At 57.3% G+C, this 26,193-nt stretch carries 20 protein-coding genes; 13 read left to right on the top strand and 7 right to left on the bottom strand.

Annotation, left to right across the window (positions count from 1 at the left end):
• Positions 1 to 34: 34 nt before the first annotated feature.
• Entirely contained in the window at positions 35 to 1,861 is a 1,827-nt protein-coding gene (locus EI291_RS16485; RefSeq protein ID WP_125422438.1) for a chloride channel protein, read from the bottom strand.
• Between the two features lie 168 nt (positions 1,862 to 2,029).
• Here EI291_RS16485 and EI291_RS16480 point away from each other — a divergent pair, with 168 nt between their 5' ends.
• Entirely contained in the window at positions 2,030 to 2,755 is a 726-nt protein-coding gene (locus EI291_RS16480; RefSeq protein WP_125422435.1) for a DUF481 domain-containing protein, read from the top strand.
• Positions 2,756 to 2,938: 183 nt separating this feature from the next.
• Here the strand turns inward: EI291_RS16480 and EI291_RS16475 are convergent, their stop codons facing one another.
• A complete protein-coding gene (locus EI291_RS16475; protein ID WP_205701617.1) occupies positions 2,939 to 3,589 on the bottom strand; it encodes a zinc ribbon domain-containing protein in 651 nt (216 codons plus the stop codon).
• A gap of 217 nt (positions 3,590 to 3,806) precedes the next feature.
• On the opposite strand from EI291_RS16475, the gene EI291_RS16470 reads away from it, so the two are divergent.
• The 4 genes from EI291_RS16470 (at position 3,807) to EI291_RS16455 (ending at position 6,736) form a co-directional block, all read left to right on the top strand.
• Positions 3,807 to 4,358: an RNA polymerase sigma factor gene (locus EI291_RS16470; protein ID WP_125422432.1), complete on the top strand. Its 552-nt coding sequence runs from the start codon at positions 3,807 to 3,809 to the stop codon at positions 4,356 to 4,358.
• Positions 4,359 to 4,388: 30 nt separating this feature from the next.
• On the top strand, positions 4,389 to 4,844 hold the full coding sequence (locus EI291_RS16465) for a hypothetical protein (protein WP_125422429.1): 456 nt from the start codon (positions 4,389 to 4,391) through the stop codon (positions 4,842 to 4,844).
• Between the two features lie 35 nt (positions 4,845 to 4,879).
• On the top strand, positions 4,880 to 5,362 hold the full coding sequence (locus EI291_RS16460) for a hypothetical protein (RefSeq protein ID WP_125422426.1): 483 nt from the start codon (positions 4,880 to 4,882) through the stop codon (positions 5,360 to 5,362).
• Positions 5,363 to 5,542: 180 nt separating this feature from the next.
• Positions 5,543 to 6,736, top strand: coding sequence for an aspartate aminotransferase family protein (locus EI291_RS16455; RefSeq protein ID WP_125422423.1), 1,194 nt, complete (start codon positions 5,543 to 5,545; stop codon positions 6,734 to 6,736).
• 261 nt (positions 6,737 to 6,997) lie between these two features.
• On the opposite strand, the gene EI291_RS16450 is transcribed toward EI291_RS16455, so the two are convergent.
• Positions 6,998 to 7,426 carry a tellurite resistance TerB family protein gene (locus tag EI291_RS16450; protein ID WP_125422420.1) on the bottom strand — a complete coding sequence of 143 codons (429 nt, stop codon included), beginning with the start codon at positions 7,424 to 7,426 and terminating at the stop codon, positions 6,998 to 7,000.
• A gap of 277 nt (positions 7,427 to 7,703) precedes the next feature.
• On the opposite strand from EI291_RS16450, the gene pfkA reads away from it, so the two are divergent.
• Both pfkA and EI291_RS16440 read left to right on the top strand, forming a co-directional pair.
• A complete protein-coding gene (gene pfkA / locus EI291_RS16445) occupies positions 7,704 to 8,675 on the top strand; it encodes a 6-phosphofructokinase (RefSeq protein ID WP_125422417.1) in 972 nt (323 codons plus the stop codon).
• 122 nt (positions 8,676 to 8,797) lie between these two features.
• Positions 8,798 to 9,388, top strand: a complete 591-nt coding sequence (locus tag EI291_RS16440; protein WP_125422414.1) for a hypothetical protein — start codon at positions 8,798 to 8,800, stop codon at positions 9,386 to 9,388.
• Here the strand turns inward: EI291_RS16440 and miaA are convergent.
• A complete protein-coding gene (gene miaA, locus EI291_RS16435) occupies positions 9,372 to 10,280 on the bottom strand; it encodes a tRNA (adenosine(37)-N6)-dimethylallyltransferase MiaA (protein WP_125422411.1) in 909 nt (302 codons plus the stop codon). The genes EI291_RS16440 and miaA overlap by 17 nt on opposite strands.
• Positions 10,277 to 11,413, bottom strand: coding sequence for a glycosyltransferase (locus EI291_RS16430; RefSeq protein ID WP_125422408.1), 1,137 nt, complete (start codon positions 11,411 to 11,413; stop codon positions 10,277 to 10,279). Before EI291_RS16430 ends, miaA begins: the two co-directional genes overlap by 4 nt.
• Positions 11,414 to 11,534: 121 nt before the next feature.
• Here EI291_RS16430 and EI291_RS16425 point away from each other — a divergent pair, with 121 nt between their 5' ends.
• The 6 genes from EI291_RS16425 (at position 11,535) to EI291_RS16400 (ending at position 24,001) form a co-directional block, all read left to right on the top strand.
• Positions 11,535 to 15,611 carry a PAS domain S-box protein gene (locus EI291_RS16425; protein ID WP_125422406.1) on the top strand — a complete coding sequence of 1,359 codons (4,077 nt, stop codon included), beginning with the start codon at positions 11,535 to 11,537 and terminating at the stop codon, positions 15,609 to 15,611.
• Positions 15,612 to 15,693: 82 nt separating this feature from the next.
• Positions 15,694 to 16,071 carry a response regulator gene (locus EI291_RS16420; protein ID WP_125422403.1) on the top strand — a complete coding sequence of 126 codons (378 nt, stop codon included), beginning with the start codon at positions 15,694 to 15,696 and terminating at the stop codon, positions 16,069 to 16,071.
• A gap of 111 nt (positions 16,072 to 16,182) precedes the next feature.
• Positions 16,183 to 16,950: an MBL fold metallo-hydrolase gene (locus tag EI291_RS16415; RefSeq protein WP_125422401.1), complete on the top strand. Its 768-nt coding sequence runs from the start codon at positions 16,183 to 16,185 to the stop codon at positions 16,948 to 16,950.
• A 554-nt stretch (positions 16,951 to 17,504) separates the two neighbouring features.
• Positions 17,505 to 19,070 carry an NFACT RNA binding domain-containing protein gene (locus EI291_RS16410; RefSeq protein WP_125422398.1) on the top strand — a complete coding sequence of 522 codons (1,566 nt, stop codon included), beginning with the start codon at positions 17,505 to 17,507 and terminating at the stop codon, positions 19,068 to 19,070.
• A gap of 654 nt (positions 19,071 to 19,724) precedes the next feature.
• Entirely contained in the window at positions 19,725 to 23,750 is a 4,026-nt protein-coding gene (locus EI291_RS16405) for a T9SS type A sorting domain-containing protein (RefSeq protein WP_170172688.1), read from the top strand.
• Positions 23,751 to 23,815: 65 nt separating this feature from the next.
• Entirely contained in the window at positions 23,816 to 24,001 is a 186-nt protein-coding gene (locus tag EI291_RS16400; RefSeq protein WP_205701616.1) for a hypothetical protein, read from the top strand.
• 92 nt (positions 24,002 to 24,093) lie between these two features.
• Here EI291_RS16400 and EI291_RS16395 read toward each other — a convergent pair whose 3' ends face one another.
• Both EI291_RS16395 and EI291_RS16390 read right to left on the bottom strand, forming a co-directional pair.
• Positions 24,094 to 24,648 carry a hypothetical protein gene (locus EI291_RS16395; RefSeq protein ID WP_125422392.1) on the bottom strand — a complete coding sequence of 185 codons (555 nt, stop codon included), beginning with the start codon at positions 24,646 to 24,648 and terminating at the stop codon, positions 24,094 to 24,096.
• Between the two features lie 27 nt (positions 24,649 to 24,675).
• Positions 24,676 to 26,178 carry an RHS repeat-associated core domain-containing protein gene (locus EI291_RS16390; protein WP_125422389.1) on the bottom strand — a complete coding sequence of 501 codons (1,503 nt, stop codon included), beginning with the start codon at positions 26,176 to 26,178 and terminating at the stop codon, positions 24,676 to 24,678.
• Between the last annotated feature and the right edge of the window lie 15 nt (positions 26,179 to 26,193).

Here is a 26,193-nt window from a genome sequence, read left to right as displayed (position 1 = left end):
TGATCAATACTTTTTACTATATATTAATTAATTTTTATTTTTCAAATTCATATATTTCATTTTTATATCTATCCTTGAAGTCATTTCCATTATTATATTCAACAGGATCAATATAAGATATTACACCAATTTTTGAGTTCAAGAATCTTTTTAATCGAAGATAATATTCTGCTTCTGTTTTTATAGTTCCATTAAAAGTCAAGCTAAATACTATTTGATTGTCTGTCGTTATATTGGCTCCAACCATAATTTTATCTGGATTTTCCTTATACTTATTCCAATAAAACGTTTGTCGAACATTTGGAGTTTTTATGTAAAAACTAATCATTTCATCTTCCGATTCAAATTTGTAGTTTTCATCGTTAGGTTTACCAGTATAATCCAAATCTATTTTCTTATATCCTGGTATAAATTCATTTAACACCGAATAGATTATCTCTTTGGACTTTTCTTCAATCAAAACTTGACAAACTATATCTTGTGTGTAATCCATTTCGTTCATTTTTCGCGCCTGTTCCTCTGTGCGGTGGATTTCCTGGATGTACTGCACTTTGAGCTGGTCGTAGAAGGAGTGGCGGGTGACGAGGTTGGACACCAGGTTAGCCAGCAGCGCCGTGAGCATCAGGTAGAAGATGATGTTGTGGCTGTTGGTCATTTCAATCACCAGGATGGACGAGGTGAACGGGCTGCGCGTAACACCCGTCAGGAAGCCGGCCATACCGCATAGCACCAGCAGGTTGGTGGCCGTATCGGGCAGGTACATCCACTCGGCTACCACGGCACCCATGCTGGCCCCGGCACTCAGGGCGGGCGCAAAGATGCCGCCGGCCGCGCCCGTAGAGAAGGAAATAACCGGCCCGATGATGCGCAGCAGCGGCAGGTACCACGCCACGTGCTTGTCGGCCGTAAACAGGGTGCTGACCATAATTTCCTTACCCGAGCCGAACACCGACTCCCCGAAGGCCACGCCCAGCCCGGCAATCAGCAGGCCACAGGCTACCGGGTACAGCGCCCGGTGCACGGGGCTGGTCAGGCGGGCTTTCTGGCGCAGCAGCCACAGAATGGCCTCGGCCATGCTGCTGGCGGCAAACCCGGTGAGCACCGCCACCAGCATCACCACGAAGATTATCCAGATGGGCAGGTGGTCGAGCGGTGGGTAGCCCAGATATAGGTAGGGCCCCAGCAGGTTGAGGGCCGTGAGCCCGGCAATAATAACGCCCGTGAGCAGGGCCGATTTGAAGTAGTTGAAGTGGGTTTTGGTCAGTTCCTCAATGGCAAACACGATACCGCCCAGCGGCGTGTTGAAGGCCGAAGCCAGCCCGGCCGCCGCCCCCGTCACCACCATGTTGCGCCGCGACACTTTGGGGTACCACGCGGGCAGCCAGTCGTTGATTTTCTTGAAGATGGAGGCGGCAATCTGGATAGTGGGCCCCTCGCGCCCGATAACAGCCCCGCCCACTACCATCACCAGGCTCGACAGGATTTTAACGAAGATGATGCGCAAGCTCAGCAGCCGGCTCACCTTGTAGCGGTGCCGGGGGTTGGTCAGGTCGATGGCGGCGCTGACCTGCGGAATGCCGCTGCCCCGGGCGTAGGGCGCGTACCGCTGCACCAGCCACCACCCCACCAGAAAGCACAGCGGCGTAACGGCCAGAAACAGCCACGGCGACTGGTGGTAGATGTAGCGCGTACCCGCTTCGGCCCACCCGAACAACTTGGCGTACAGCACCGCTACCAGCCCCGTAACCACGGCTCCTACCCAAAACGGCAGCGCATTCAGCAGGTCGCGCTTGATGTGGTGGTTGGCAATGGCATCGTAGCGGGCTTTAAGCTGAAGGCGGAGCGGTTCGGGTATGAGCATGCGAAAAGGAAAGGAGGGCGCGGGGAAGAACTTGGCGGAACGGCAGAAACCAGCCCGTGGCCCAAAGGTAGGCCGCGTGCATGAGGCCCCCATGAGCAAAACCGGTTTGCTCCGGCGGGCCCGGGCTACCTTTGCCGATACGCCGCCCTTTTGCGGCTGGTTGATTTCATGCGCTTTTCTCTGCTTCTTCTCCTGCTGCTCGGCGGCATGGCCCTGCCGGTCCTGGCCCAGAAGGCCGATACCACTATCATCCGCTACAGCGGGCAGCTCTCGGGGCAGTACACGTCAGGGGGCGTGAACCGGACGCTGTTTGCCACTTCTCACTCCGTTACGCTGCTGCGGGGGCTGCATTTTGGGGCGCCCGTCACGGGCAGCTTCACGTTTGGCAAGCAGGAGCGGCGGCTGCGGGAGCGGGAGTGGCTGCTCAACGCCACGCCTTACTACTGGAAAGGCCGGTTCCGCTTCTACGGCATCGGGGGCTACGAGCAGAGCAACCTGCGCGGCATTGATAACCGCTACCAGCTGGGCGCGGGCCCCGGCTGGGCATTCTACCAGGACTCGTTGGGACGGGAAGTTGCCGTGAGCAATTTGCTTATCCGGGAGGCTACGTATTTTCAGGATGGCAGCTCCCGCACGGTGTCGCGCAGCTCCACCCGCCTGAAGGTGGCCTACTCCTACCGCGTGTTGACGCTCAGCTCCACCACCTTTTACCAGCCCAACCTGCAGGATTTTTCCGACTACCGCGTCACGCACGCCTCGTCGCTGGCTCTGCGCTTCACCCCGCGTTTCGCCATTACCACCACCTACACTTACACCTTCGAGAACCGCATCCCGGAAGGCAAACCCCGCGACAATACCAACGTCACCATCGGGGTGGCTTACAGCACGAAGTAGCCAGGACCTCAGCCCCTGCCCCTCTCCTCAGGTAGAGGGGTCCGTTCTGCAGAATGTATCTTAGAATGTCATTCCGAGCGAAGTCGAGGAATATCGCGTGCTGACATCTGGTTTACTACTACAACATCAGCACGCGAGATTCCTCAACTTCGCTCGGAATGACGATTTTATTTGAGGTCCCGCCTACTGCTTACTCCCGCACTCGGCGCAGAACTTCTGCTCGGGCTTCACCGCCGCGCCACAGTCGCCGCAGAACTTGCCCCGGGGCTGAGCAGCGACGCTAGCCGTACCGCAGCCGGGGCAGAACTTCTGACCGGCCGCCAGCTTGCTCTGGCAGTTGGGGCATTGTGCCAGGGAGGCCGTACCCAGAAAATCGAGGTTCTGGGTGTAGTCCTGCTCGCGGGTTTTGGTATGGATTTGCTCGCGGGCGGCCTGGCGCTGCTGGGCGGCCAGTTCCTCGTGCTCGTCAGGGGCGCAGTCTTCGCACAGGCCTGCGGTGTGGTTCCAGCACACATCGGGGCATACCCAGTGGCCGCAGCGGGTGCACTGCTTGAAGTAGGTTTTGCCCTCCTGCACGGCCGTTTCCAGAGCATCGTCGTGCGCCTTACCCCCAATGGCGCGCTGCACGTGGTAGGCCGCCGTGCCGGCATCGTAGAACGAGCCGCCGAACAGGCTGCCGGCGGCTCGCATCAGCTCACCGGCAATACCAATTTTGTTGGGCAGGAAGCGCGACATGTGGCCGTTACGGCACTTGTCGCAGTAAAACTTGAACTGGAAGCCTTTGTCGGTGCTGAGGTCGTCGTGGTTGGCGACGAACTGAATCATGTTGCTCATAGCTGGTGGTCGTGAGGGTAGTGGAACGGGGGTAAAAGTAGGGTTTTGCTATATTTTTCGTTCGTCGGCGAAGCGAGAATCCTCCGGCGCTTTTATTAGCTCATAATCTGGTGTTTCCATCCGGCCGGATATTTTTACCGCCGCAGCGTTAAACCCTGGCCCGCCCGGCCCCTCTAACCCCACACAACCGCCGCTCTAACCCCGCCCTGCCTGCGCCTTGGAAGACCAGGAGATACTCATCAGGTTTCGTGACCCCGCCGCCCGTAACGTGGCGTTCAACCAGCTCGTGCGCAAGTACCAGAGCAAGGTGTACTGGCACGTGCGCAAAATGGTCATCGACCACGACGACGCCGACGACCTGACCCAGGACGTGTTCATCAAGGTGTGGAACCACCTCGAAAACTTCCGGCAGGATGCCTCCCTGTATACCTGGATTTACCGCATTGCCACCAATGAGTGCCTGAGTTTCCTGAGCAGCAAGCGCCGCAAGTTCTTCTTGCCCCTCAACGACGTGGGGGCCGAGCTGACTGCCAAAATTGAGGCCGATGAAAGCCTGGCCGGCGACGTGGTGGAGCTGAAACTGCAGAAAGCCATCCTGCGCCTGCCCGACAAGCAGCGCCTGGTGTTCAACCTGCGCTACTACGACGAGATGCCCTACGAGCAGATGGCCGAGGTAACCGGCACCAGCGTGGGGGCGCTGAAAGCCTCTTACCACCACGCCGCCAAAAAAATCGAGCAATACATCAACGACGAGTCCATCACTGATTAAACCTGACGGCCCCCGCGGCCTCTAACCGATATGAACAAGCCATTTCGTCTGGATGAACATCGCCGCCGGCCCCAGCCGCCGCTGGCTCCGCCCCCGGACCGGTATTTTGAGCAGCTGCCTATGCGCGTGATGCAGCGCGTGCAGGCAACCAACCCCGCCCCGGCTGCCACCTGGGGTTGGCTCTCGGCCTTGTCGGCCCCGCTGCGGACGGCCCTGGCCTCGGCGGTGGTGCTGGGGGGATTTGCGGCTTCTTTCCTGCTGAGCCCAGAGGCGACCATTCAGCCCGTGGCTTCTACCTCCCTGGCCCAGGTGCCCCGGGAGGAGCTGGTGCAGTACCTGATGGCCAGTGAACAGCGCGTTACCCTTTCTGACCTGGCCGAGCTGCCCGCCGCGCAAAACCTCCCCACCGACACGTACCTGCACGCCTCGCCCGATGAGCTGCAGGAGGTGCTGGATGGGCAGCCTTCCGAAGAAACTTACCTATAACTACCGTGTTGCCCTACCCTTCCGCCTTCTCTCCCATGAAATACCTGCTTCGAACCGCCTTGCTGCTGGGCCTGCTGGCCTGGCTGCCCTTCACTTCGGCCTATGCCCAGGGCGGCATGCGCCGCCAGGAACGCCTGAGCCAACTGGAAAACGCCCGCATTGCCTACCTCACCGAGCAGATTTCCCTCACCCCCGACCAGGCCCAGAAGTTCTGGCCGGTGTACAACGAATTCACCGCCAAGCGCCGCGACCTGAACCGCCGCATGCGCCTGCTCCGGCCCGCTTCCCTGGATGCCCTCAGCGACCAGCAGATCAAGGACAACCTCACGCAGGCCTTTACGCTGCGTCAGCAGGAAATTACGCTTGAAAAGGAGTACTTCGACCGATTTCAGCGGGTAATCAGCGTGCGGCAGGTGGGCAAGCTCTTCATTGCCGAGCGGCAGTTTACCAAAGAAGTGCTCAAGCGCGTGGCCGGCCGCCCCGGTATGGCGGTGCCCGCCGATGGACTGGATGATTAACAGTTCCTTTTTCCTGAATCAACAAAAGACGGCTGCTTCGGCGGCCGTTTTTTGTTGTTGGGGGCAGCAAGCGCGCCGGGAGCTGTACCTTTGCGGCCCGTTTTTGTTATTGAGGTACCGCTGCCGGTTCCCGAGCCTCACTTCAGTGAGCACTCAAGCCGGCCGAACCATTCTCTGCGTATGCTTACTCCCCGCCAGCTTTTCCTCCGTCACCAGGCTCAGACTTCCGACTTTCCGCTGCTGCTGGAAATTGAGCGGGCCGAGGGCGTGTACATGTACGATGCCGCCGGGCAGGCCTACCTGGACGTTATTTCGGGCATTGGCGTGAGCAACGTGGGCCACCGCCACCCCCGGGTGCTGCAGGCCATTCAGGACCAGCTAGACAAATACCTGCACCTGATGGTGTACGGCGAGGTGGTGCAGGCCCCGCCGGCCCGGCTGGCACAGGCCCTCACCGCCACCCTGCCCGCCCACCTCGACAACGTGTACTTCACCAACTCCGGCACCGAGGCCGTGGAGGGAGCCCTGAAGCTGGCCAAGCGCTATACCGGCCGCACCAGGCTGCTGAGCTGCTTCAACGCCTACCACGGCTCCACCCACGGTGCCCTTAGTATCACCGGCTCCGAGGGATTCAAGAATGCCTTCCGGCCCCTGCTGCCCGATGTGCACCACCTGCGCCGCAACCACTTCGAGGATTTAGAGATGATTGATGAGCACACGGCCGCCGTGGTCATTGAAACCGTAGCGGGCGAAGCCGGGGTGCGGCTGCCGGATCCCGGCTACCTGCCCGCCCTGCGCCAGCGCTGCACCGAGGTAGGCGCCTTGCTCATCCTGGACGAAATTCAGTCGGGGTTTGGGCGTACGGGCACGTTTTGGGCTTTCGAGCAGTTCGGCATCGAACCCGATATTCTACTCACGGCCAAGGGCATGGGCGGAGGTATGCCCATTGGGGCCTTCATTGCCCCCCAGCACATTATGGCCGGCTTTAAAACCGACCCCATTCTGGGCCACTGCACCACATTTGGCGGGCACCCGGTGTCGTGCGCGGCGGCGCTGGCCACGCTGCAGGTCATTCAGGAAGACAACCTGCTGGCGGGCGTGGCCCGGAAAGCCGCGCGCTTCCGGGAGTTGCTGGTACACCCGGCCATCCGGGAGGTGCGCAACTGTGGGCTGATGATGGCCGTGGAATTCGACTCCTTCGAAGTGCTCAAGCCCATCATCGACCACGCCCTCTGGCACGAGCATATCCTCACCGACTGGTTCCTGTTCTGCGACAACTCCCTGCGCATTGCCCCGCCCCTCACCATCACCGAGGAGCAGATTGACGCCGCCTGTGCGGGTTTGCTGCGGGCAATTGCTTCGGTTGTGAAGTAAAAGGGACGCTGTTTTAAATCTGTCATCCTGAGTAAAGCGAAGGACCTTTGCACGTTGCAGTAACGTACCAAGGTCCTTCGCTTTACTCAGGATGACAGGGTTTTATTTATGCTATGTCTGAAAAGTCGTTTGAGACTCGCTGAACGTCATGCTGAGCTTGCCGAAGCATCTCTACCGCTTCGTACGAACCGTCTGACAAAGCGGTAGAGATGCTTCGGCAAGCTCAGCATGACTGTTTTGGAGTTTTCAGACACAGCCTATTCAGGCTTTCAACAGCGCCAGAGCGTCGTCCTTGATCTGGTCACGCTCCATACCGTCCTTCACGCACTGGGAAATGTGGCGTACAAGGCGGCTCACTACCTCTTTGCGGAAACCCAGCTTTTCGGCCATATCCACGCAGAAGCTGATTTCGGTATCGTCCACGATGCCGTCAGCCAGCATCATGTCCACCAGGTCGAAAAGCTGGTCGAACCGCTCGGAGTCGTTGTCGGGAATGATGAGGTGGATGTTGCTGCTGTTGCCCACAATGGAGCGCACTTCATCGGCCCGCAGGCCCCCCCGTTTACCCACGGCCGCAATAAAGCTCATTTCCCGCTCGTCGATGTGGCCATCGGCTTTGGCCAGGGCCACCAGGTTCATCAGGTGGCTTTTTACTTTACGGGTTTGCTCGTTTTCAAAGAAACCAAACATACGGGCAGCTAGGTTGAGAATGGTGGGAATTGACGGGCAGACGGGAGCAAAACAGTACGGCCCCTGCTCGGGGCCGCGGCACTAGGCAGGGAAGATACTCAGAACTGGGCGTTTCTACAATAATCCGCATACGCACGCGGCCCGAAAACAGTCATTTATCGGGGTTAATTTATATTTCATGGAGTAGGCGCTTACCTTTCCCCCCGGATTTGCCACCTTTGCCCGTTCCGGCTTCTTCCGGACTTTCGTTTGCGTACTGAAGAGCAGTTTAGAATAGATGAAACGTATTGCAGTTTTCACCAGTGGGGGCGACGCGCCCGGCATGAACGCGGCCATCCGCGCAGTTGTCCGCACGGCGGTGTACCACGGTATTGAGGTGTATGGTATCATGCGCGGCTACAGCGGCATGATCAAGGGCGAGTTTGTGAAGCTGGACTCGGCCTCCGTCGCCAACACCATTCAGAAGGGCGGCACCATCCTCAAATCGGCCCGCTCCCAGAAGTTCATGACCAAGGAAGGCCGGCAGCAGGCCTTCGACCAGCTGGTCAACCACGGTATTGACGGGCTGGTGGCCATTGGCGGCAACGGTACCTTCACCGGAGCCATGCTGTTCGAGCAGGAGTTCGGCATTCCCACGGTGGGCGCCCCCGGCACCATCGACAACGACCTGTACGGTACCGATTACACCATTGGCTACGATACGGCCGTGAATACGGCCCTGGAAGCCATTGACAAAATCCGCGACACGGCCGATTCCCACGACCGGTGCTTCTTCGTGGAGGTAATGGGCCGCGACTCGGGCTACATTGCCATTCCGTGCGCCATTGGCGGCGGGGCCGAAATTGTGATGATTCCGGAGACGCAGATGTCCACGGAAGCCGTGATTGACAACCTCAAAACCAGCTGGCAGCGCTCCAAAACTTCCTTTCTGGTGGTAGTGGCCGAAGGTGAGGAAGAAGGCAACGCCCACCACGTAGCCCAGCGCGTGAAGGCCGCCATTCCGGAGCTGGATACCCGCGTTACCATCATTGGCCACATTCAGCGCGGCGGGGCCCCTTCCGCCGCCGACCGGATGCTGGCCTCGCAGATTGGCATTGCCGCCGTAGAGGGCCTGCTCAACGGCATGCGCAACGTAATGGCCGGCATCGTGGACCGCAAGCTGGTGTACACGCCCTTCACCGATACCATTCATAAGAAGAAGCTCATCAACCAGAGCTTTATGCGGATGGTGGAAATCCTGAGCGTATAGCCGCTTTTTGCAGAATTTTCAAAATATTAACCAATTCCCTATCAGAATTCAGTTTCTGGTAGGGAATTTGTATTTCAGCTTATCAGAATTAGTTCCCTTTTCACCATTTATTTTCTTGTAGTATGATTAACAAGTATGCACTTCTGATTGCAGGCATTGTAATGGGTAGCACGGCGTATGGCCAGGATGCTCCTGCCGCTAAGCAAAACCTGATACGACTTGGTGTAGGCAACAGCCTGAATGGCTCGGGGGACTACCAGATTACCAAAGCGCATCTAGAATACGCACCCCAATTAGGCGGGCACGCACGCCTGGCCTCCCGCATAGCCGTTATTACCGGCTCCAACCACTACAATTTTGGCGGAGGCTACACTATTCCACAATCTTACCGGGGAGTGAATCTGGAGCAGGAGCTTCATTGGCTACCGTTCGGAGCCAACAGGATAGTGGAATTTGGTATTGGTGGTGGTGGATTTGTGGGCTATGCCAAAACGAAAAGCTTTTCAGTGGCCGGGTTCAATGAGCAGCAAAGCTTTTACTATATACCCGACAATCACGCAGGATTACACATCGGGTATATAGCTTCTGCTTATCTGGATTGCGCATTAAATCAAGAACGCACGTGGCGGGCGGGTGTCCGGGTAGCCCTGCAGAATGATACGCAGGCAAATATTTTACCCGGTGGGCAGTTCCAGCTTAGCCACGTATGGTAAGCTGTTCGGGGTGTAGCCACTGGTACTCCTCGTCGCGGCGGAGCCAGGTGAGCTGGCGCTTGGCATAGTGCCGGGAGTTGCGCTTGAGCAGGCGCACGGCTTCGGTGTAATCGTACTGGCCCTCGAAGTAATCGAACAGCTCCTTGTAGCCTACCGTCTGGAGGGCGTTGTGGTGGCGGTACGGGTACAGGGCGCGGGCTTCCGCTTCTAAACCTTCCGCCAGCATCTGGTCCATGCGCTGGTCGATGCGCTCATACAGTTCTTCCCGGCTCCGGTTGAGGGCAATTTTGACGGTGCGGAAAGGCCGTTCGGCAGCGGTTTGGCCGTGAAAGGAACTGAACGGCCGGCCCGTGCCCCGGCTTATTTCCAGGGCCCGCACCACCCGCTGGTGGTTTTGCCGGTCGATACGGGCGTGCGTTACCGGGTCGAGGCGGGCCAGTTCCGCTACCAGCGGCTCCAGGCCCCCGGCCTCCAGCTCGGCCTTGATTTGCTGACGCACGGCAGGGTCCACGGCTGGCAGGGCATCGAAGCCTTCCGTCACGGCCTGCAGGTACAGCCCGGAGCCGCCCGTGAGAATAACCACCCGGTGGCGCTGAAACAGTTCCTGCAACAAGGCCAGGGCCTCCTGCTCGAAGCGGCCGGCGTTGTACTCCTCCGTTATGCTGTGCGAGTTGATAAAGTGGTGCGGCACGCCCTGCATTTCCTCCGGTGTGGGCTTGGCCGTACCAATGCTCAGCTCCCGGAAAAACTGCCGGGAGTCGGCCGATACGATTTCCGTACCCAGCTGCCGGGCCAGCTGTACGCACAGGGCCGTTTTGCCCACGGCCGTAGGCCCGCTGATAACCAGTAGGGTGGGCTCGGTGGCGGCAGCTAATTCAGGCAGCAGATTCATAAGGCAGAAGTAGAGGATGAAGGAAGTAGTTGGGCGTATAGTTGTAGCAGGTGCTGCTCCTCGTGCTGCCAACTCAATTCCGGCCGCGCCCGGCGGCAATTCTCAGCCAGAGTGCGGTAATGCGCCGCGTCGCCACCCGGCAGCAGGCGGTTGAGGGCCGCGGCCAGGGTAGCGGGCTGCAGGTCGGGTATCAAATCGGCCACGTGGTACTGCTCGTTCAGGGCGCGGTACTCAGGAAAGTCGATAACCACCTGGGGTACTCCGGCGTGCAGGTAATCAAAGAATTTATTGGCCAGGGAGTAATAGTAGCTCAGCCCCTGATTTTCGAGCAGCATCACTCCTACCGTGGCCTGCCGGGTAAGCACCCGTAGCTCGGCGGGCAGCACATACCCCCGAAACTCCACCCGCCCGCTCTGCACCAGCCCCAACCGGGCAGCCCGGGCGCGCAGCTCGGCCGACAAATCGCCTTCCCCGCAGATAATGAGGCGGCCGTTTATCTGCGGCATGGCTTCCAGCAGCGGCTCCAAACCCCGGCCCGCGTTGAGCGCCCCCTGATACAGAATGATGTCTGCCGCGGCCGGTTCCGCTACGGGCGGAGCAACGGGTTCTTCCAGGCAGCTGATGTTGCGCACTACCGCAAACGGCCGGCCGTGCCGCTGCTCAAATACCCGCGCCAACGCGGGCCCCACGGTGTACGCTAGACTAGCCCGGGGCACAATGAAATCTTCAATCATTCGCCAGAGGCGCTGCACCCGGGGCCGGGCCACTACCTCCGGCACTTCCGTGAACAGCTCGTGGGCATCGTACACGAAGGGCTGGCCGCCCAGCCGGGCCCGCAGCCACACGGGCAGGGCCGTATCCAGGTCGATGGCGCACCAGGCGGCGGCGCGCTGGCCCAGCAGAAACAGCAGCAGGCGCACGTTGAATTCCAGGTAAAACAGCTTGCCCCGCGTGAACCGGCAACGGAGCCGGTGCTGCCGGTACGGCTGGGGCATGAGCGGCCGGGAAGCGGGCCACTGCCGCCCCACCAGCAGCACCTCATAACCGGCCCGGGCCAGCGAGCCGCAGATGCGCTGCATCCGCTGGTCGTAGTTCAGATCGGTAGTAACAGTGAAAACCAGTCGAGTAGGCACGGAGAGCAGCTAACCAGGCTACCCAGAGCCGGCGGTATTTTCAGGAATTGTCGCAAATTTAAGAACTTCAACCGGTGTCGGCTTCTGCCGGGCCAGATTCTGCCGCGCATCTGCCATATCTATGTCCATCCTTCCCAACACCTCCGCCGTTGCCCCCACGCCCGGTTCCAGCCTGGCCCCGGAGTTATACCGCGCCCTGTTCGAGGAATCCTTCGACGGACTGCTACTGTACGATGCCACCGGCACCCTGCTCGACTGCAACCAGCGGATAGTTGCTTATCTGCACACTACGCGGCCCATGCTGCTGGGTACTGGCCTGATGGCTTTTTCCCTGGTGCCCGAGCCGGCCTCCCCTATCCAGCTTACCTCGGAACTGCAACTACGGGAACAGATTATTGCCTGCGTCCGCAGCGGAGAGCGGCAGTCGTTTCGGTGGAGCGGGCACCGCTCCGACGGCCTCGGGCTGGAAGCCTGGGCGGCGCTGAGCCGCATCAGCAACGGCGAGAACCCCTTGGTGCTGCTGACGCTGCGCGATATTGCGCCCTACGTGCAGGCGGGCCCAACCAGCGCACCATCTGCAACGGCGGCGGCTCCGCTTAGTCATTTCTCGCGCGGACAGTTCCGGGATGTGCTCAGCCGGGCCGGCATGTGTTATCTGCTCCTGGACAAAGAGGCCCGCATTCAAGATGTCAACGAATATTTCTGCGAGGTAACGGGCCGGCCGGCCGCCACCCTCATCGGCCGCGAATATTTCAGTCTGTTTGCGCCGGCCACTGAGCAGGCTCCGCGGCGCTTTGCCTTTCAGCGGGCTATTGAAGAAGAGCAGCTGCAGGATTTTTTTGAACGCTCCCTGCTCACCATTTCCGGCCAGGGCCGAACCTTCTTCTGGCACTCCGAGTTCGAGCGCGACGACCAGGGCCAGATCAACGGTATCCTGTTCGTGGGCCGTGATATTACGGATAAGCAGGTGGCCGTGCGCGCCCTCACCGACAACCGCAACCGCCTCCAGGACTTTCTCGACAACGCCCACGACCTGATTCAGAATCTGAGCATCGACAACCGGTTCCTGTTCGTGAATAAGGCCTGGAAGGAGAAGCTGGGCTACGACGACGCCGACCTGCCCCACCTCACCCTTTCGGATGTGGTGCACCCTTATTATAAAGCCAAGCTGCTCTATCAGCTGCGCAACCTGTACAAGGGCGAGAAGGTGAACAAGCTGGAAACGGTGTTTCTGACCAAATCGGGCAAGCCGGTGCACCTCATCGGCTCCATCAGCTGCTCCTGGCAGGACAACGAGCCGGTCAGCACCCGCGCCATTCTGCACGATATTACGGACCGTATCAAGGCGGAGCGGCTGCAGAAGGTGTACTACAGTATTGCCAACCTGGCCATCAGCTCCAAGGATTTGCACTCCCTCTACGGCGCCATTCACCGGGAGCTGAGCAAGATTATCGAAACCAACAACTTCTACATTGCTCTCTGCGACGAGGCCCGCACTCAGCTGCAGTTTGCCTACTTCGTGGATCAGAATGCCCAGGGCGACCAGAGCATGATGGCCCGGCCGTTTTCCTCGGGGGTCTCGGAGTACATCATCCGCACGGGCCGGCCGCAGTACCTGTTGCGGGATGAGCTGCAGGAACTCATCAGCAACGGCACCATCACGGCCTACGGGCTTATGCCGGAGGTAATGCTCTGCTCGCCCCTGAGCATCGGGGAGCGGATTATCGGGGTTATTGCGGTGCAGGACTACCAGAAGGCCGATGCTTACGCCCCCACCGATATTGAGATTCTGCACTTCATTTCCAACCAGGTAGCCCTGGCCATTGAGCGCAAACGCAATGAGGTGCAGATTCAGAAGCAAAACGCCCGTCTGAACGCCATTTTTGAAAGCGGCTCCCACCTGATGTGGTCTGTGGACACGCACTCCCGCCTGTCGTCCTTCAACCGCAACTACGCCGCCTACTTCCTGCGCCGCAACGGCGTGTACCCGGCCCTGAACGTGAACCTGTGGCAGGCCGATGTGGCATTAATGGAGGAAGACGCCCGCGAAGCCTTCATCGATAACTACCGCAAGGCTTTCCAGGGTAACCCGCAGCGGTTTGAGGTACGCCTGCGCGACGCCCGGGGCCTGGATACTTGGCGCGAAATCTACCTTAACCCCATTTACCTCGACGACGGCTCCTTCGAGGAAATTTCGGGCATTGCCCACGACATCACCGACAAAAAGCGCAGCCAGCTGGAACTGGCCGCTCAGGAGGAGAAATTCCGGGCCATTTTCGAGTCGTTCCAGGATGTGTACTACCGCACCGACGGGCGTGGCATGATTACGCTGCTCAGCCCTTCCGTGTACGATATGCTGGGCTACACCCCCGAAGAGGCACTGGGCAACTACATCGGCGACTACTACCTGTACCCATTGGAGCGAGCGACGCTGCTGGAGGAAGTACGCACGCACGGCGAGGCCCGCAACTTTGAAATTGCCATGCGCCATAAGGATGGCCACTCGGTGAGCGTGCTGGTAAATGCCCGCCGCGTAACCGACGACGCCGGCAGTGGCACCGAAGGCATTGCCCGCGACATTACCGGCCTGAAACAGATGCAGGACGACTTGCGCCGGGCCAAAGAAGCGGCGGAGCTGGCCCTGGAGGCCAAAACCCTGTTCCTGGCCAACATGAGCCACGAGCTGCGTACGCCCATGAACGGCATCATCGGCATGATTGACCTGCTGCACCAGACGGTGGCCTCGGAGGAGCAGGAAGAGTACGTGGACACGCTGCGCAAGTCGTCGGATGCGCTGATGGCCATTCTCAACGACATCCTCGACCTGTCCAAGATTCAGGCGGGCAAGCTCCAGCTCAACGAGTCTGGCATCGACCTGCACTATACCCTGGACAAGATTCATTCGCTGTTTGCCAACCGCGCCAATCAGAAGCATCTCACCTTCACCTACCACATTGCCCCGCACACGCCCCGCTTCATCATCACCGATGAAACCCGTCTGCTGCAGGTGTTGAGCAACCTCACCTCCAACGCCATCAAGTTTACCGCCGAGGGCACGGTGAGCATCATAGTATCCTCAACCGTTACCGACGGAGAAGAGCATGTGCTGCGGTTTGCCGTACAAGATTCTGGCATTGGCATCTCCGAGGATAACGAAAAATTGCTCTTCACCAACTTCACTCAGCTCGACACTACCCCTACCAAAGCCTTTGGCGGGACCGGGCTAGGACTGGCTATCAGCAAGCAGCTGGCCGAGCTGCTGGGTGGCGAAATCGGGGTGTACTCCAACGTGGGCGAAGGCTCCACCTTTTGGTTTACCATGCGCTGCCGGGTAGCCCTGAACGAGGAGGAAATTGTGCAGGAGCGGCTACTGGCCCGGGAGCGTCCACAGGAAGTAGTGCGTTTCGAAACAGCCCCGCGCGTGCTGCTTGTGGATGACAATCCCATCAACCAGAAGGTGGCTACACGCCTGCTCGATAAGCTGGGCTGCGACATTGTGGTGGCCTCCGATGGGTTCGAAGCCATCAGCCGGGCAACTGCTCCTACCGCACGCTACAACTTGATTTTCATGGACATCCAGATGCCGGAGATGGACGGCGTAACGGCCATGCGGGAAATCCGCCAGCGGCTGGGAGCGGCCTGCCCGCCCATCGTGGCCATGACGGCTTACTCCATGAAGGAGGATGCCGAGCGGTTTGTGCAGCAGGGCATGGACGACTACGTTTCCAAGCCCGTGAAGAGCCAGGACCTGTATGCGGTGCTGCGGCGCTGGACGGATGGTCCGCCCCTGGCCGACTCGCTGAAAACGGCTGCCAGCGTGGCCGCACCCGAACCAGAAGCCCTCCCGGAATTGGCCGATTGCATCGACCTGGACATAGTGGAGCAGCTACGCCAGCTGGGGGGGGGCGAGTTTGCCGCGCAGCTATATGCCGATTTCGAACAGGAAGCTGAGCAAGTGCTCAGTGAAGCGGCCGAGTTAGTAGCCGCTGGGCAGTACGAGCAGATTTTACCACATTTGCACCAGTTAAAAGGTACTGGGTTTACGCTGGGCATTCGGGATATGGCGGAAAGTGCCAAACAACTGGAACATGAGTTGAAAAACGGCCGTACGGAAAGTGTAACGGAAGAATTTCAACAATTACTGGGTTTTTTTGCACAATTTAGAGCAGCATACCCCACGCTTACCCAGGCTCCCTAAATCATTCCCGATTACCTGATTAGCCCCTTACCACCCTTTTCTCCCCACAACCCTCACGAACTCTCCCTATATCTCCCTCCCCATGGCCGACTCTAAAACGATTCTGATTGCTGAGGACAGCTCCGTTATTCTGAACCTGACCAAGAAAATCCTGGAACTTCAGAAATACCGCATTGTGTCGGCCAAAAACGGCGGCGAAGTCATCAAGCAGATCGAAACCCAGCCCATCGACTGCGTGTTGATGGACATCAATATTCCGGTGAAGGATGGCATGGAATGTACCCGCGAAATTCGCCGCAACGCCGACCCGCGCATCGCCAAGATTCCGGTTATCGCCATTACCGGTAATGCCAACAACTACTCCATGGAGCAGTTCCGCGAAGCCGGCGTAACCGATTATCTGCCCAAACCCCTGGATTTTGATGCCTTGGTGCGCGTGGTAAAACAATATGTAGGGTAGTATAAGGGAGCCAAGAGTTAGAAGCCAGGAAATATACCGTGTAGGAGCAGTTACCTGCACAGGATATCTCCTGACTTATAACTCCTGGCTCCTGACTTCTAACTCCTTAAAATGGACATCACCTTCCTGGGTACCGGCACGTCGCAGGGGGTGCCTATTATTGGCTGCTCCTGTGCCGTGTGCCGTTCCGTAGACTACCGTGACAAGCGGCTGCGGGTATCGGTGCACCTGCAGGTGCAGGGCAAGAGCATTATCATCGACTCGGGCCCCGATTTTCGGCAGCAGGCCTTGCGGGAGCACATCAACCACCTTGATGCGCTGGTATTCACCCATGAGCACAAGGACCATACCGGCGGCCTCGACGATATCCGGGCCTACAACTTCCGGCAGCAGCAGGATATGCCCCTGCACGCCGAGCCTCGGGTGCTGGAGCAGTTGAAACGGGAGTACGCCTACATCTTCTCGGAGCATAAGTATCCCGGTATTCCGCAGGTACAGTTGCATCCCATCCTCAACGAAATCGACAGCTTTTGGGTGGAGGGCGTGGAGTTTCAGCCCATCCGGGCACTCCACTACAAGCTGCCTGTGTTGGGCTTCCGGGTGGGTAATTTCACCTACGTGACGGATGCCAACCACCTTTCGCCGGAGGCCCTGGAACGCATGCGCGGCTCGGAGGTAATTGTGCTGAATGCCCTGCGCCATGAGCAGCACATTTCGCACTTCACCCTGCAGGAAGCCGTGGATATCCTGGAAGACCTGGCGCCGCGCCGGGCGTATCTCACCCACATCAGCCACCAGCTGGGCCGCCACCGTGAGGTAGAAGCTACGTTGCCGGATTTTATCCGGCTGGCGTACGACGGGCTGCGGGTGAGTATTTGATGCAACGGGCACTGTCTATTTCAGAAATGCGCCTCGTTCCATATATAGCTGGCATTCTGAGTAGTATAGCCTTGCCAGTGTGGGCGCAGAAGGCAGGAACAGGAATAAGTACCGCACCAGGTATGCCACTTGTCGTTGGTCGTCAGGCTACCTCACCCTACGGCCCCACCAAAGTTGTTCCGCCTGTTGCCCGTTTCTGGCTCAAGCCCGATTCAGCCTCAGCTCAGCAAGCACAAACTCTCGTAGCATTGCTCATGCGGCGCACCGGGCTGCCCGACGCTTTCTTACGCCACAAAGACTACACAACGCACGCCGACGAAGGAATTATAATCTCCTTCTTTTTTCTAGCTGTGGTTCGGCCGGATGGTACTGTAGGCTCCGTAACGCTGCAAAAACAGACCGGTGACGAGGAGCGGGCATATTCGCCGGAGTCTATTGCATTACTAGCAGATGAAGGGCGGCGAGCTATCAAGACGTTGCGTTTCGAAGCGGCCGCAACCCAGGATAGTTTGACTATCCCACTACACTTTCGCCTCTGATCATACCCTCCTCGCATGCACACCAACTATTACTTCCTGCGCCAACTGGCCCCGGCCCTGACCCGGCAGCTGCAGGGGTACCGGGTAGTCACGTGCTTTTCGCAGGAGAAGGATGAGCTAGTGATTGGGCTGACGAACGGCACAGCAGAATTCTGGCTGAAAATCACGCTGGCGGCGGCCGGCACGCTACTAGCCCTGCCGGAATCCTTCCATCGGGCCCGGCAGAACTCCGTTGATTTGCTGCCGGAGCTGCTGGGACGGGAAGTGGCCACCGTGGAAGCCTGGCCCCAGGACCGGGTATTGCACTTCACGTTTCGGAGTGGGGCCACGCTGCTGCTGAAGCTGTACAGCACCCGGCCAAACGCTGTGTTCCGGTCCCATCCTGAGGCGCCGGCTCAGCTCTTTCACCAGCGCTACACAGCTGATGCGGACCTGGTTCCGGCCTCCCCACCGGAGCCTGAGTCTCAGCCCGCAAATCCTTTGAAAGCCTACCCAAGCCTCGGCGACTTGCCGGTAGCCTACCTGCGTCCACAGGGCTACGACCCGGCTCCACTGGAGACCAAGCAGCAGCTGGTGCGGGAAGTTGTGCAGCAGCTGGAGCACCCTGAAGCGCTGTACATCGTCCGGCTGGGCGGGCGCACCCGTCTGAGCCTGCTGCCGGTGGGAGACGTGGAATTGACGTTGCCGATTGAGGACCCCATCGGGGCCCTGCGCCGCTTTGTGCCCCTGCTACTTAACCGCCACGCCTACGAGCAGGAAATGCGGCAGGTGCAACAGTTGCTGGAAAGGCGCGCCGACGAGGCTGCCACCGCCGCCCAGCACGTGCGCCGCCGCCTGCACGCGTTGGAAAACACGGTGGGCTACCGCCAGACCGCCGACCTGATAATGGCCCACCTCAGCCAGATTCCGGCCGGAGCCACGCAGGTAGAAGTAGTGGATTTCTATCAGGATAATCTGCCGCGCGTCATCAAGCTCAAGCCTACCGAAACGCCCCAGCGCACGGCGCAGAACCTGTACCGCAAGGCCAAAAACCAACAGCGCGAAACCCAGGAGCTCAGCGCCCGGGCTCAGCGACGCGAAACGGAAGCTCTGACAGCCCTGGAGCAGCTGGAGGAGTTGGCCGCATTGCCCACCGGGGAGCTACGCCCGTTGCGGCAGTGGCGCAAACAGCACGGCCTCGACCCGGCCAGCACGGCCAAAGCCGCCACCCAGGAGCTGCCGTTTAAAGTGTTTGAGGATAGCGGCTTCACCATTCTGGTGGGTCGCAATGCCCAGAACAATGACCTGCTTACCCAACGCTACGCCCACAAGGACGACCTGTGGCTGCACGCCAAGGACGTAAGCGGCTCGCACGTGGTTATCCTGCAGCGGGCAGGCCAGGCCGTGCCGGCGCCGGTACTGGAACGGGCGGCGCAACTGGCTGCTTGGTATTCCCGCCGTCAGAATGACTCGTTGTGCCCCGTTACCTACACGCCCAAGAAGTTTGTGCGCAAACCCAAGGGGGCGCAGCCCGGGCAGGTTGTTGTGGAGCGCGAAAAAGTACTGCTGGTTGTGCCGGCCAACCCATTTGAGCGGGAATAGTACCGCTTGTCTGCTGCCGGATAGCCAATAGTCAGCCTAACACTTTTTCAACTGAACCAGCGAGAAAGCCACTTTTCCATGAGCCCAGTGGCGGGTCCGGCACCGACTGCTGATAGTCGGTGCCGGACCCGCCACTGGGCTCATTCTCTTCTTCACGGCTTCCTTAAAAAAATCACAATCGGATTCCGATCAATGTACCAACCTTTAATTATTACAATTTATTAATTATTCCTTAAAATAACATAGTAGGTGAATCGAATTATCCTATCCAATACCAGAACAATATAAACAAGACTAAAGTGGTCACTTAACCACAAACTACAGTTTGTTAATCAAGCTATTACTCATTTCTACTCTTTCTGTTTAAAAAACTGCTGAGCTTAGAATAATAACTATTTTACTATTTATATAGAATATGTAATTTCTATAAGATAGATGCAATTTATTTGAAATGTTCTATATCATTGCAGTAAGCCGTCTTTACGAATGGCTCATCATGCAGCCTTTGCTGCACTCGTCCTTCTGCTTCACCATTCTCTACCAAACGCTATGTCAACAACTTTTCTCTCTTCATGCTCAACCCGACAACGTAGCCGGTCTTTGCGCCGGCTATTTACCAGTTGGGGCGTCATTTTGGCCTGCTCTACTGCTGCGTTGGCGCAGTTTCCCCGAGTTGAGTCGTTTAAGAACACGGCCACTTCCGGCTCGGGCTTCCGGTTGGGAGGCAACCCCAACAGTGCCGTACTGACGGCCGCCAGCGGGGTAGATGCCAACGGTTCCGGCTACCTGCGCCTCACTGACAACGCCGGCAACCAGGCTGGATTTGCTATCGACAACGCCTCGTTTCCGGCACCTTCGGGCTTCAGTATCTCGTTTGAGTTTTTCTCCTACGGGGGCAACGGAGCCGACGGATTTTCGGTATTCCTGATTGATGCCGACAAAACCTCGGCCGCGGCGTTTACCAGCGGAGCCTCCGGCGGCTCATTGGGTTACGCCCAGAAAACCGTGGACCCTATCAGCAACGGGGTGCCCAATGGCTACGTGGGCATTGGTATAGATGAGTTTGGCAACTTTGCCAACCCATCTGAGGGCCGCGTGGGCGGTCCGGGCTCCCGCCCCGATGCAGTTTCGTTGCGCGGGCCGGGCAATGGCCAGAGCAACACGGATTATCCGTATCTGGCGGGCAGTGGCACCTTGCCCTTCAGCCTCGATGTACCAACGGCGCGGGCCCAGCAGGGCAGCGCCGACTTTCGCAGAGCCTACATTGATGTAATTCCGCAAGCCAACGGCACGTATCAGATTACGGTGCGCATTCAGCACGGTAATGCCGTTACCACGGCCGTCAACCGCGTCACCATCTCCACTCCTCCACCCAACCTGCGCATCGGCTTTGCCGGCTCCACGGGCGGCAGCAATAACTTCCACGAAATCCGCAACCTGGCCATCGTGAAAGCACCTTTTGCCAATGATGACGTGGCGGGCACTGTATTCAACGTTCCGGTTTCGCTCAACATTCTCAGCAACGACGTAGCCCAGGGCAGTAACCTTGATGCCACCTCGGTTGACCTCGACCCCAGTACTCCTGCAATTGACAACACCTTTACCGTGGCCGGGCAAGGCACGTTCACGATGGGCAGCAATGGGGTTGTTTCGTTTACTCCGGTTGCAACTTTCGCCGGGGTAGTTACTATTCCCTACACGGTAGCATCTGTACTGGGCGACCGATCAAGCCCGGCAAACATCACTATCATCGTGAAGGGGGCTGATTTGATTTCCAGCATCAGTGGTCCTACTTCCGCCAGTCCTGGGGCCCAGATTACCTATACCATTAATACCAGCAACCTGGGCACTGAAACTGCCACCAATGTGGTACCCACTGTGCAACTGCCCACCGGCCTCACGGGAGTAGTGGTATCCAGCGGCAGCTATAACGCCAGTAGCGGGCTGGTCACGTTTGCTACTACGGCCAGCCTGGCCAGCGGCGCAACGGCCGTGGTAAACACAGTTCGCTTTACCAGCCCGGCTTCGGGCTCCGTTACGGCTACTACCGGCGTGAGTTCCGCTACCCCTGATCCGGTTATCAGCAACAACACCGCCACCATCACAACAGTGGTGGAGGGCGTAACGAATGCCGCTACGGCCTGCGCAACTCCGGGCAAAGACGGACCGGGTGCTTTAACCAGCAGTTCAACGCCCAACACCTATTTCCCAGGCGGGGCTACCACCGTAACCAATGCCACAAGCCTGACGCTGGGCGCGGCTGTAGGAGGCACTACGCCTATCAGCGTCGGCGACCTAGTGATGATTCTCCAAACTCAGGGAGCCGACCTCAATACTGACAACGCCGATACGTATGGCAACGGTACGGCGGGCGGAGGCAATGGTAATCTGGGCGGTGCTACGTTTACAGCCGGTTATTATGAGTACGCCATTGCCACCAACTCGGTACCGCTTTCAGGTGGTACGCTCACACTGGCCAAAGCACTGGGCAGGGTGTACCAACGGGTTGATTACAATGATGCATCCAACCCCACCGGACAACGGCGCTTTCAGGTAGTGAGAGTACCTCAGTATTCGTCGCTGATGGTAACGGGCGCAGTAACGGGTACGGCCTGGAACGGCGAAGCCGGAGGAGTGCTGGTACTTGATGTGGCAGGGCAAACCACATTTACCGGTACGGGCAGCCGACTGGATATGAGTGGCAAAGGATTTCGGGGAGGCGGGGCTCGTCAATACACCGGTAACGCCAGCTATGCCGATGCCGACTTCCGTAACGTGGCCAGTACAAGTACCGCCGGAGCACACGGTTCTAAGGGCGAAGGCCGGGCCGGCACTCCACGGTTTGTATTTAACGGCACCGCGGTGGTGGATACGGGCGTGGAAGGCTACCGCACGGGCAGTGTTGGCCGCGGAGCTCCCGGCAACGCCGGGGGCGGTGCTGCCGACCTCATGTCTACCACCGCCAACACCGGTGGGGCCGGTGGTGGTGGCGGAAGCAACGATGCAGCTGGTGGCATGGGCGGACGCAACAACGGCTCGGCCGATAACACTATTCGCGCGGCGGGCGGGGCCGGTTTTGCAGGAAGTCTAGGACGCTGGTTTTTGGGTGGCGGCGGTGGTGCCGGCTCCACGGAAGAGGCTGGTACTCAAAGTAGCGGCGGCAACGGCGGCGGCATTGTGGTACTGCGCACGGGCTACCTCAGTGGCACCGGCGAGTTGCGGGCCAATGGCGGCAACGCCCCCACTGCCGGCCTCACTACCTCCTACACCAACGGCGGCGGCGGCGGCGGCGCAGGCGGCACAGTAGTATTGCTGGCAACCAACACCGGCGGTACGGCGAACATGACGCTCACGGCTACGGGAGGCATCGGCGGCAACGCCCTTACCGGCTCCTCGGCTACGTATGGGCCTGGTGGCGGCGGCGGCGGCGGCTTTATCTTCAGCAACAGTGACCTGGGCACCGAGGTAAATACCGGCGGAGCCCGCGGCAACACCGGTACTGCTACCACGGCCTTCGGTGCCACTGCTGGCGCCAATGGTGTTCCTGTACTCAATGTTACCGATGCTGGCTCCACTATTATTGGCGGATCAGGGCCGTGTCTGCCTTCTTTGTCGGTAGCTATGGCTACTTCCACTCCTAATGTGCAGCGCATGGGTGGTGCAGGCAGCAGCGTGCAGCCGGCTACATTTACCATCACGGTTTCCAATACGGGAGGACAAGCTACCGGGGTGAATGTACTAGCCGCATTGGCTAACAACATTATTCGCTACGATGGGGGCTTCACGCCCGTCATCACCCTACGTGACGCCAACGGCACCACCACTTCGGTAACCGGAGTAACTTTACCGAACAACAACGTGAGCCAGGCCGAATTCGGCAACCTCATCATTCCGGGCGGAGCTACGCTCACCATTACATTCCGGGCTACCCTGGCTGCCTCGGCTCAGGATAACTTTGCTTACCAGGCCAATGCTACGGTAACGTACGCCGATCCTTTCCGCACCACGGCAGCAGCTGTGGTAACTCCCGGCGGCAACTACGCCGGCACTACCGATGGCAGCCTGGGCGCGGCCGGCGGCAGCAACTACTCTGCTTCCAGCTCTTCTAATGAAGATGTGACCATCAGCCGCCCCCTGCCCGTCACCCTCATCAGCTTCGCGGCCAAAGCTGCCGGCCAGGATGCCGTACTCACTTGGGCTACGGCGCAGGAGTTGAACAACGACCGGTTTGAGGTGGAGCGGAGTCTCAATGGCGTTGACTTTGAGCAAGTAGGATCCGTGCAGGGTAAAGGCACCACTTCGGCAGCCTCCACGTACCGCTTCCTCGATGCCGGGGCCGGCCGCCGGACCAGCAAAATGGTGTACTACCGCCTGCGCCAAGTGGATCTGGATGGTCCCGGCACCTACTCAATGGTGCGTACTGTCCGCTTTGAGCGGGCGCAGGGCTCGGCTACGCTGTATCCTAACCCGCACCAGGGACGCTTCACGCTGGACCTGCAGGCCCTGCCCACGGGCTCCTACCAGGTGGATGTGCTGGATCTGGCCGGCCGCCGCGTGTACCATACGCAGCTCAGCGGCGGGCAGGAACATCCGCTTGCCCCAAGCCTGCCCATGGGCTCCTACATCGTGCGGATCAGCGGGCAGTCGGTGAACATCAACCTTCCGATGGTGAAAAACTAAGGTCTTTCACCTGCTAAATTCAAAAGGCCACTGCTTCGGGAGCAGTGGCCTTTTTTTGTGGCTTATTGCGCACGCAGGCCGAGCGCACGGCCATCATCGCCGAGATGCTCTACCGCGAGCCGCAGCTCGGCGTCAACGGGATTGCTCAGCGCCTGCACATCTCCAAGGTCACTCTTTATAAGTACTTACGCCACCGAAACGTCGTCATCCATGCCCACCGAAAGGTGGCCGCTGGCACGGCCATCGATTAACTTTTGTACCAAACTTTTAACCAAGGCCAAAATTCTCGTAAATTAACTATATAATCACGTTAATTTTTATTGAAAGCTAATAACGCTATTAATTATTCGCATTTAATATTTGGATCATATGTCCCTATTCCTTTATTGGTTATAAATTTTTTTTTATTTTTCATATTTGTTCTGCAATAGTAATAATGAGCTGCTTTTTGCGAATCATCAATGCTTAATTTATTAATCTCATAATGAATATTTTTATATTTTATTACTCCATACTTTTTTAATATTTCCATAGTACTTGCATTCATAGGCTCATGTTCATCATACCAAAAAAATAGATTGTTATTCAATACTACAACTCTTGTAGGGTATATATTTGCTGGCATATCACTAAAACTTCCTTTGTACAATAAAGGATTTTCAGTGTTATGCCTCCCTATTCTAACAACAGAAATGCTTTCTTTAAAAATTCCTTCTGAAACAGAAAACACATTATAATTTTTAAATTTTTTAATATCTTTTTTGTAAAAAATTTCTATTGATTTTTTAATAAATTTTGTTCTGTCATCTAAGTCATTTTCACAAATAACAAAAGATGAACATACGATAAGTATATTTACTATAATTACGTAAGTTGATTTTAAAAAATGGCTCTTCATGCTCTTTTGAGTTTGATTTTATTCAAATTAGTCAAGCCTAGATGAATATCCTGTTGTGTAATTTATTTTCATAAAATCTTGACTTGGATCATATATTTCCGGAGAAGTGATAAAAAAATATTGCAAATTATGTGAATATTTTATGCAAGTACCGCTAACAGAAATAATGTTTTCATTTTTAATAACTGTATTATAATTATTCATTGAAGTTAAATCATTGTCTGAGGGAACAACTCTGTCGGATAACCTGACATTCATTGATGGGTGAGTATGAAAGAAGCCTGTCACTGTTAGATTTTCTGAGTAAGCCAGGGTGTTACCATGAGATTTTGCTGATGTGAGGGTGTTGCCACCATAGTATCCTATTGCTATGTGAGAAATATTGCCATTATCTGTTTTTGACATATAGATTCCAGCTATTTCGATACCCAAATAATTTGATAATTTTAGCGCAAAGCTTTCTACTCCCTTGCTGCTGGGCTGGTTATTTCCGTTGACCTTAATGAGGTTGTCATTATTCCTGAAATTTTGACCATTCTCTAATATTCCTTTCTCAATATTACCTATAGCAACCCTCGCCTCTCCATTTTTCTTATACTTAATACCATTCTTATCAGTTCTTAGAATTCTATCTGGATCATCATTAGACGTACCAACTTGCTTGACATCACCAGTCTTCTTGTCCAAAGTAAAATCTGTTAAACCATTAGGGTCTAGTCTATTAAGTGGATTGTTTTGAACAAAATTATAAGGTTGAACCCAGTTTCTCATTCCACTTAATGGGTCTGTTGTATTCCATCGCCCAATAGTATAATCGTACATCCTAAAGCCAAAGTCCTGCCAATTGAAGCCGAAATCACTTTGTTGTTCTTTTCCATTAAATGTATACTTATTTCCCGGTATTGAACTATGCGAAAGCCCGGCGAGATCCAGTCCATAGGGGTCATACTGATTCTCCTGCACCTGCAGGCCCTGGCGGTGCTCGACGGTGATGTCGTCGAAGAACACGTCCGTGTCGCTCTCGTTGGCCACGTAGGTCTGCACATACCCCGCCTGGGGCACGAATACGCGCAGGCTCAACTGCTCGTAGCCACCTTGTGCTATGCTGGTCAGCTGCTGGGTCCTAGAATCGACCAGAGCCGAGTCGGCGTTGTAGACCAGCACCCGCAGGTAGGACTTAGGCACGCCCCCGCTGAGCTGCTGCACGACCGGCACCAAGCCTAATCCCACGTTCAACAGCGGCAACACCCGCACCCGCTTACCCCCGTCCATGAACGGAGCGGCCGGCTGCTGCTGCAGCAAGGAAGCCACGAAGCTGGCGAGCGAGAAGCCCCAGTTGCTTTGCTGCACCGGCTGCTGGTACATGCCGAAGGCGGTCACGTCCACCGTATCCCCACGGGCCACGGTCAGCTGCTTCACCGGACCCAGCGGCCGTGGGCTGGTACCACCGGCGTTCAACAGGGCTACCCCGTCCCCGGAGTGGGCGAACTGCTGCCCCACCGTCTGACGAATCGGCGTCGATACGCTCACCGAGTCGAGGCTGTG

Origin of the sequence: Hymenobacter rigui, assembly GCF_003944715.1 — a bacterium.
Lineage (GTDB): Bacteria > Bacteroidota > Bacteroidia > Cytophagales > Hymenobacteraceae > Hymenobacter > Hymenobacter rigui.
Note: the sequence above shows the minus strand (reverse complement) of the source record. Positions and strands in the feature narration are given on the sequence as shown.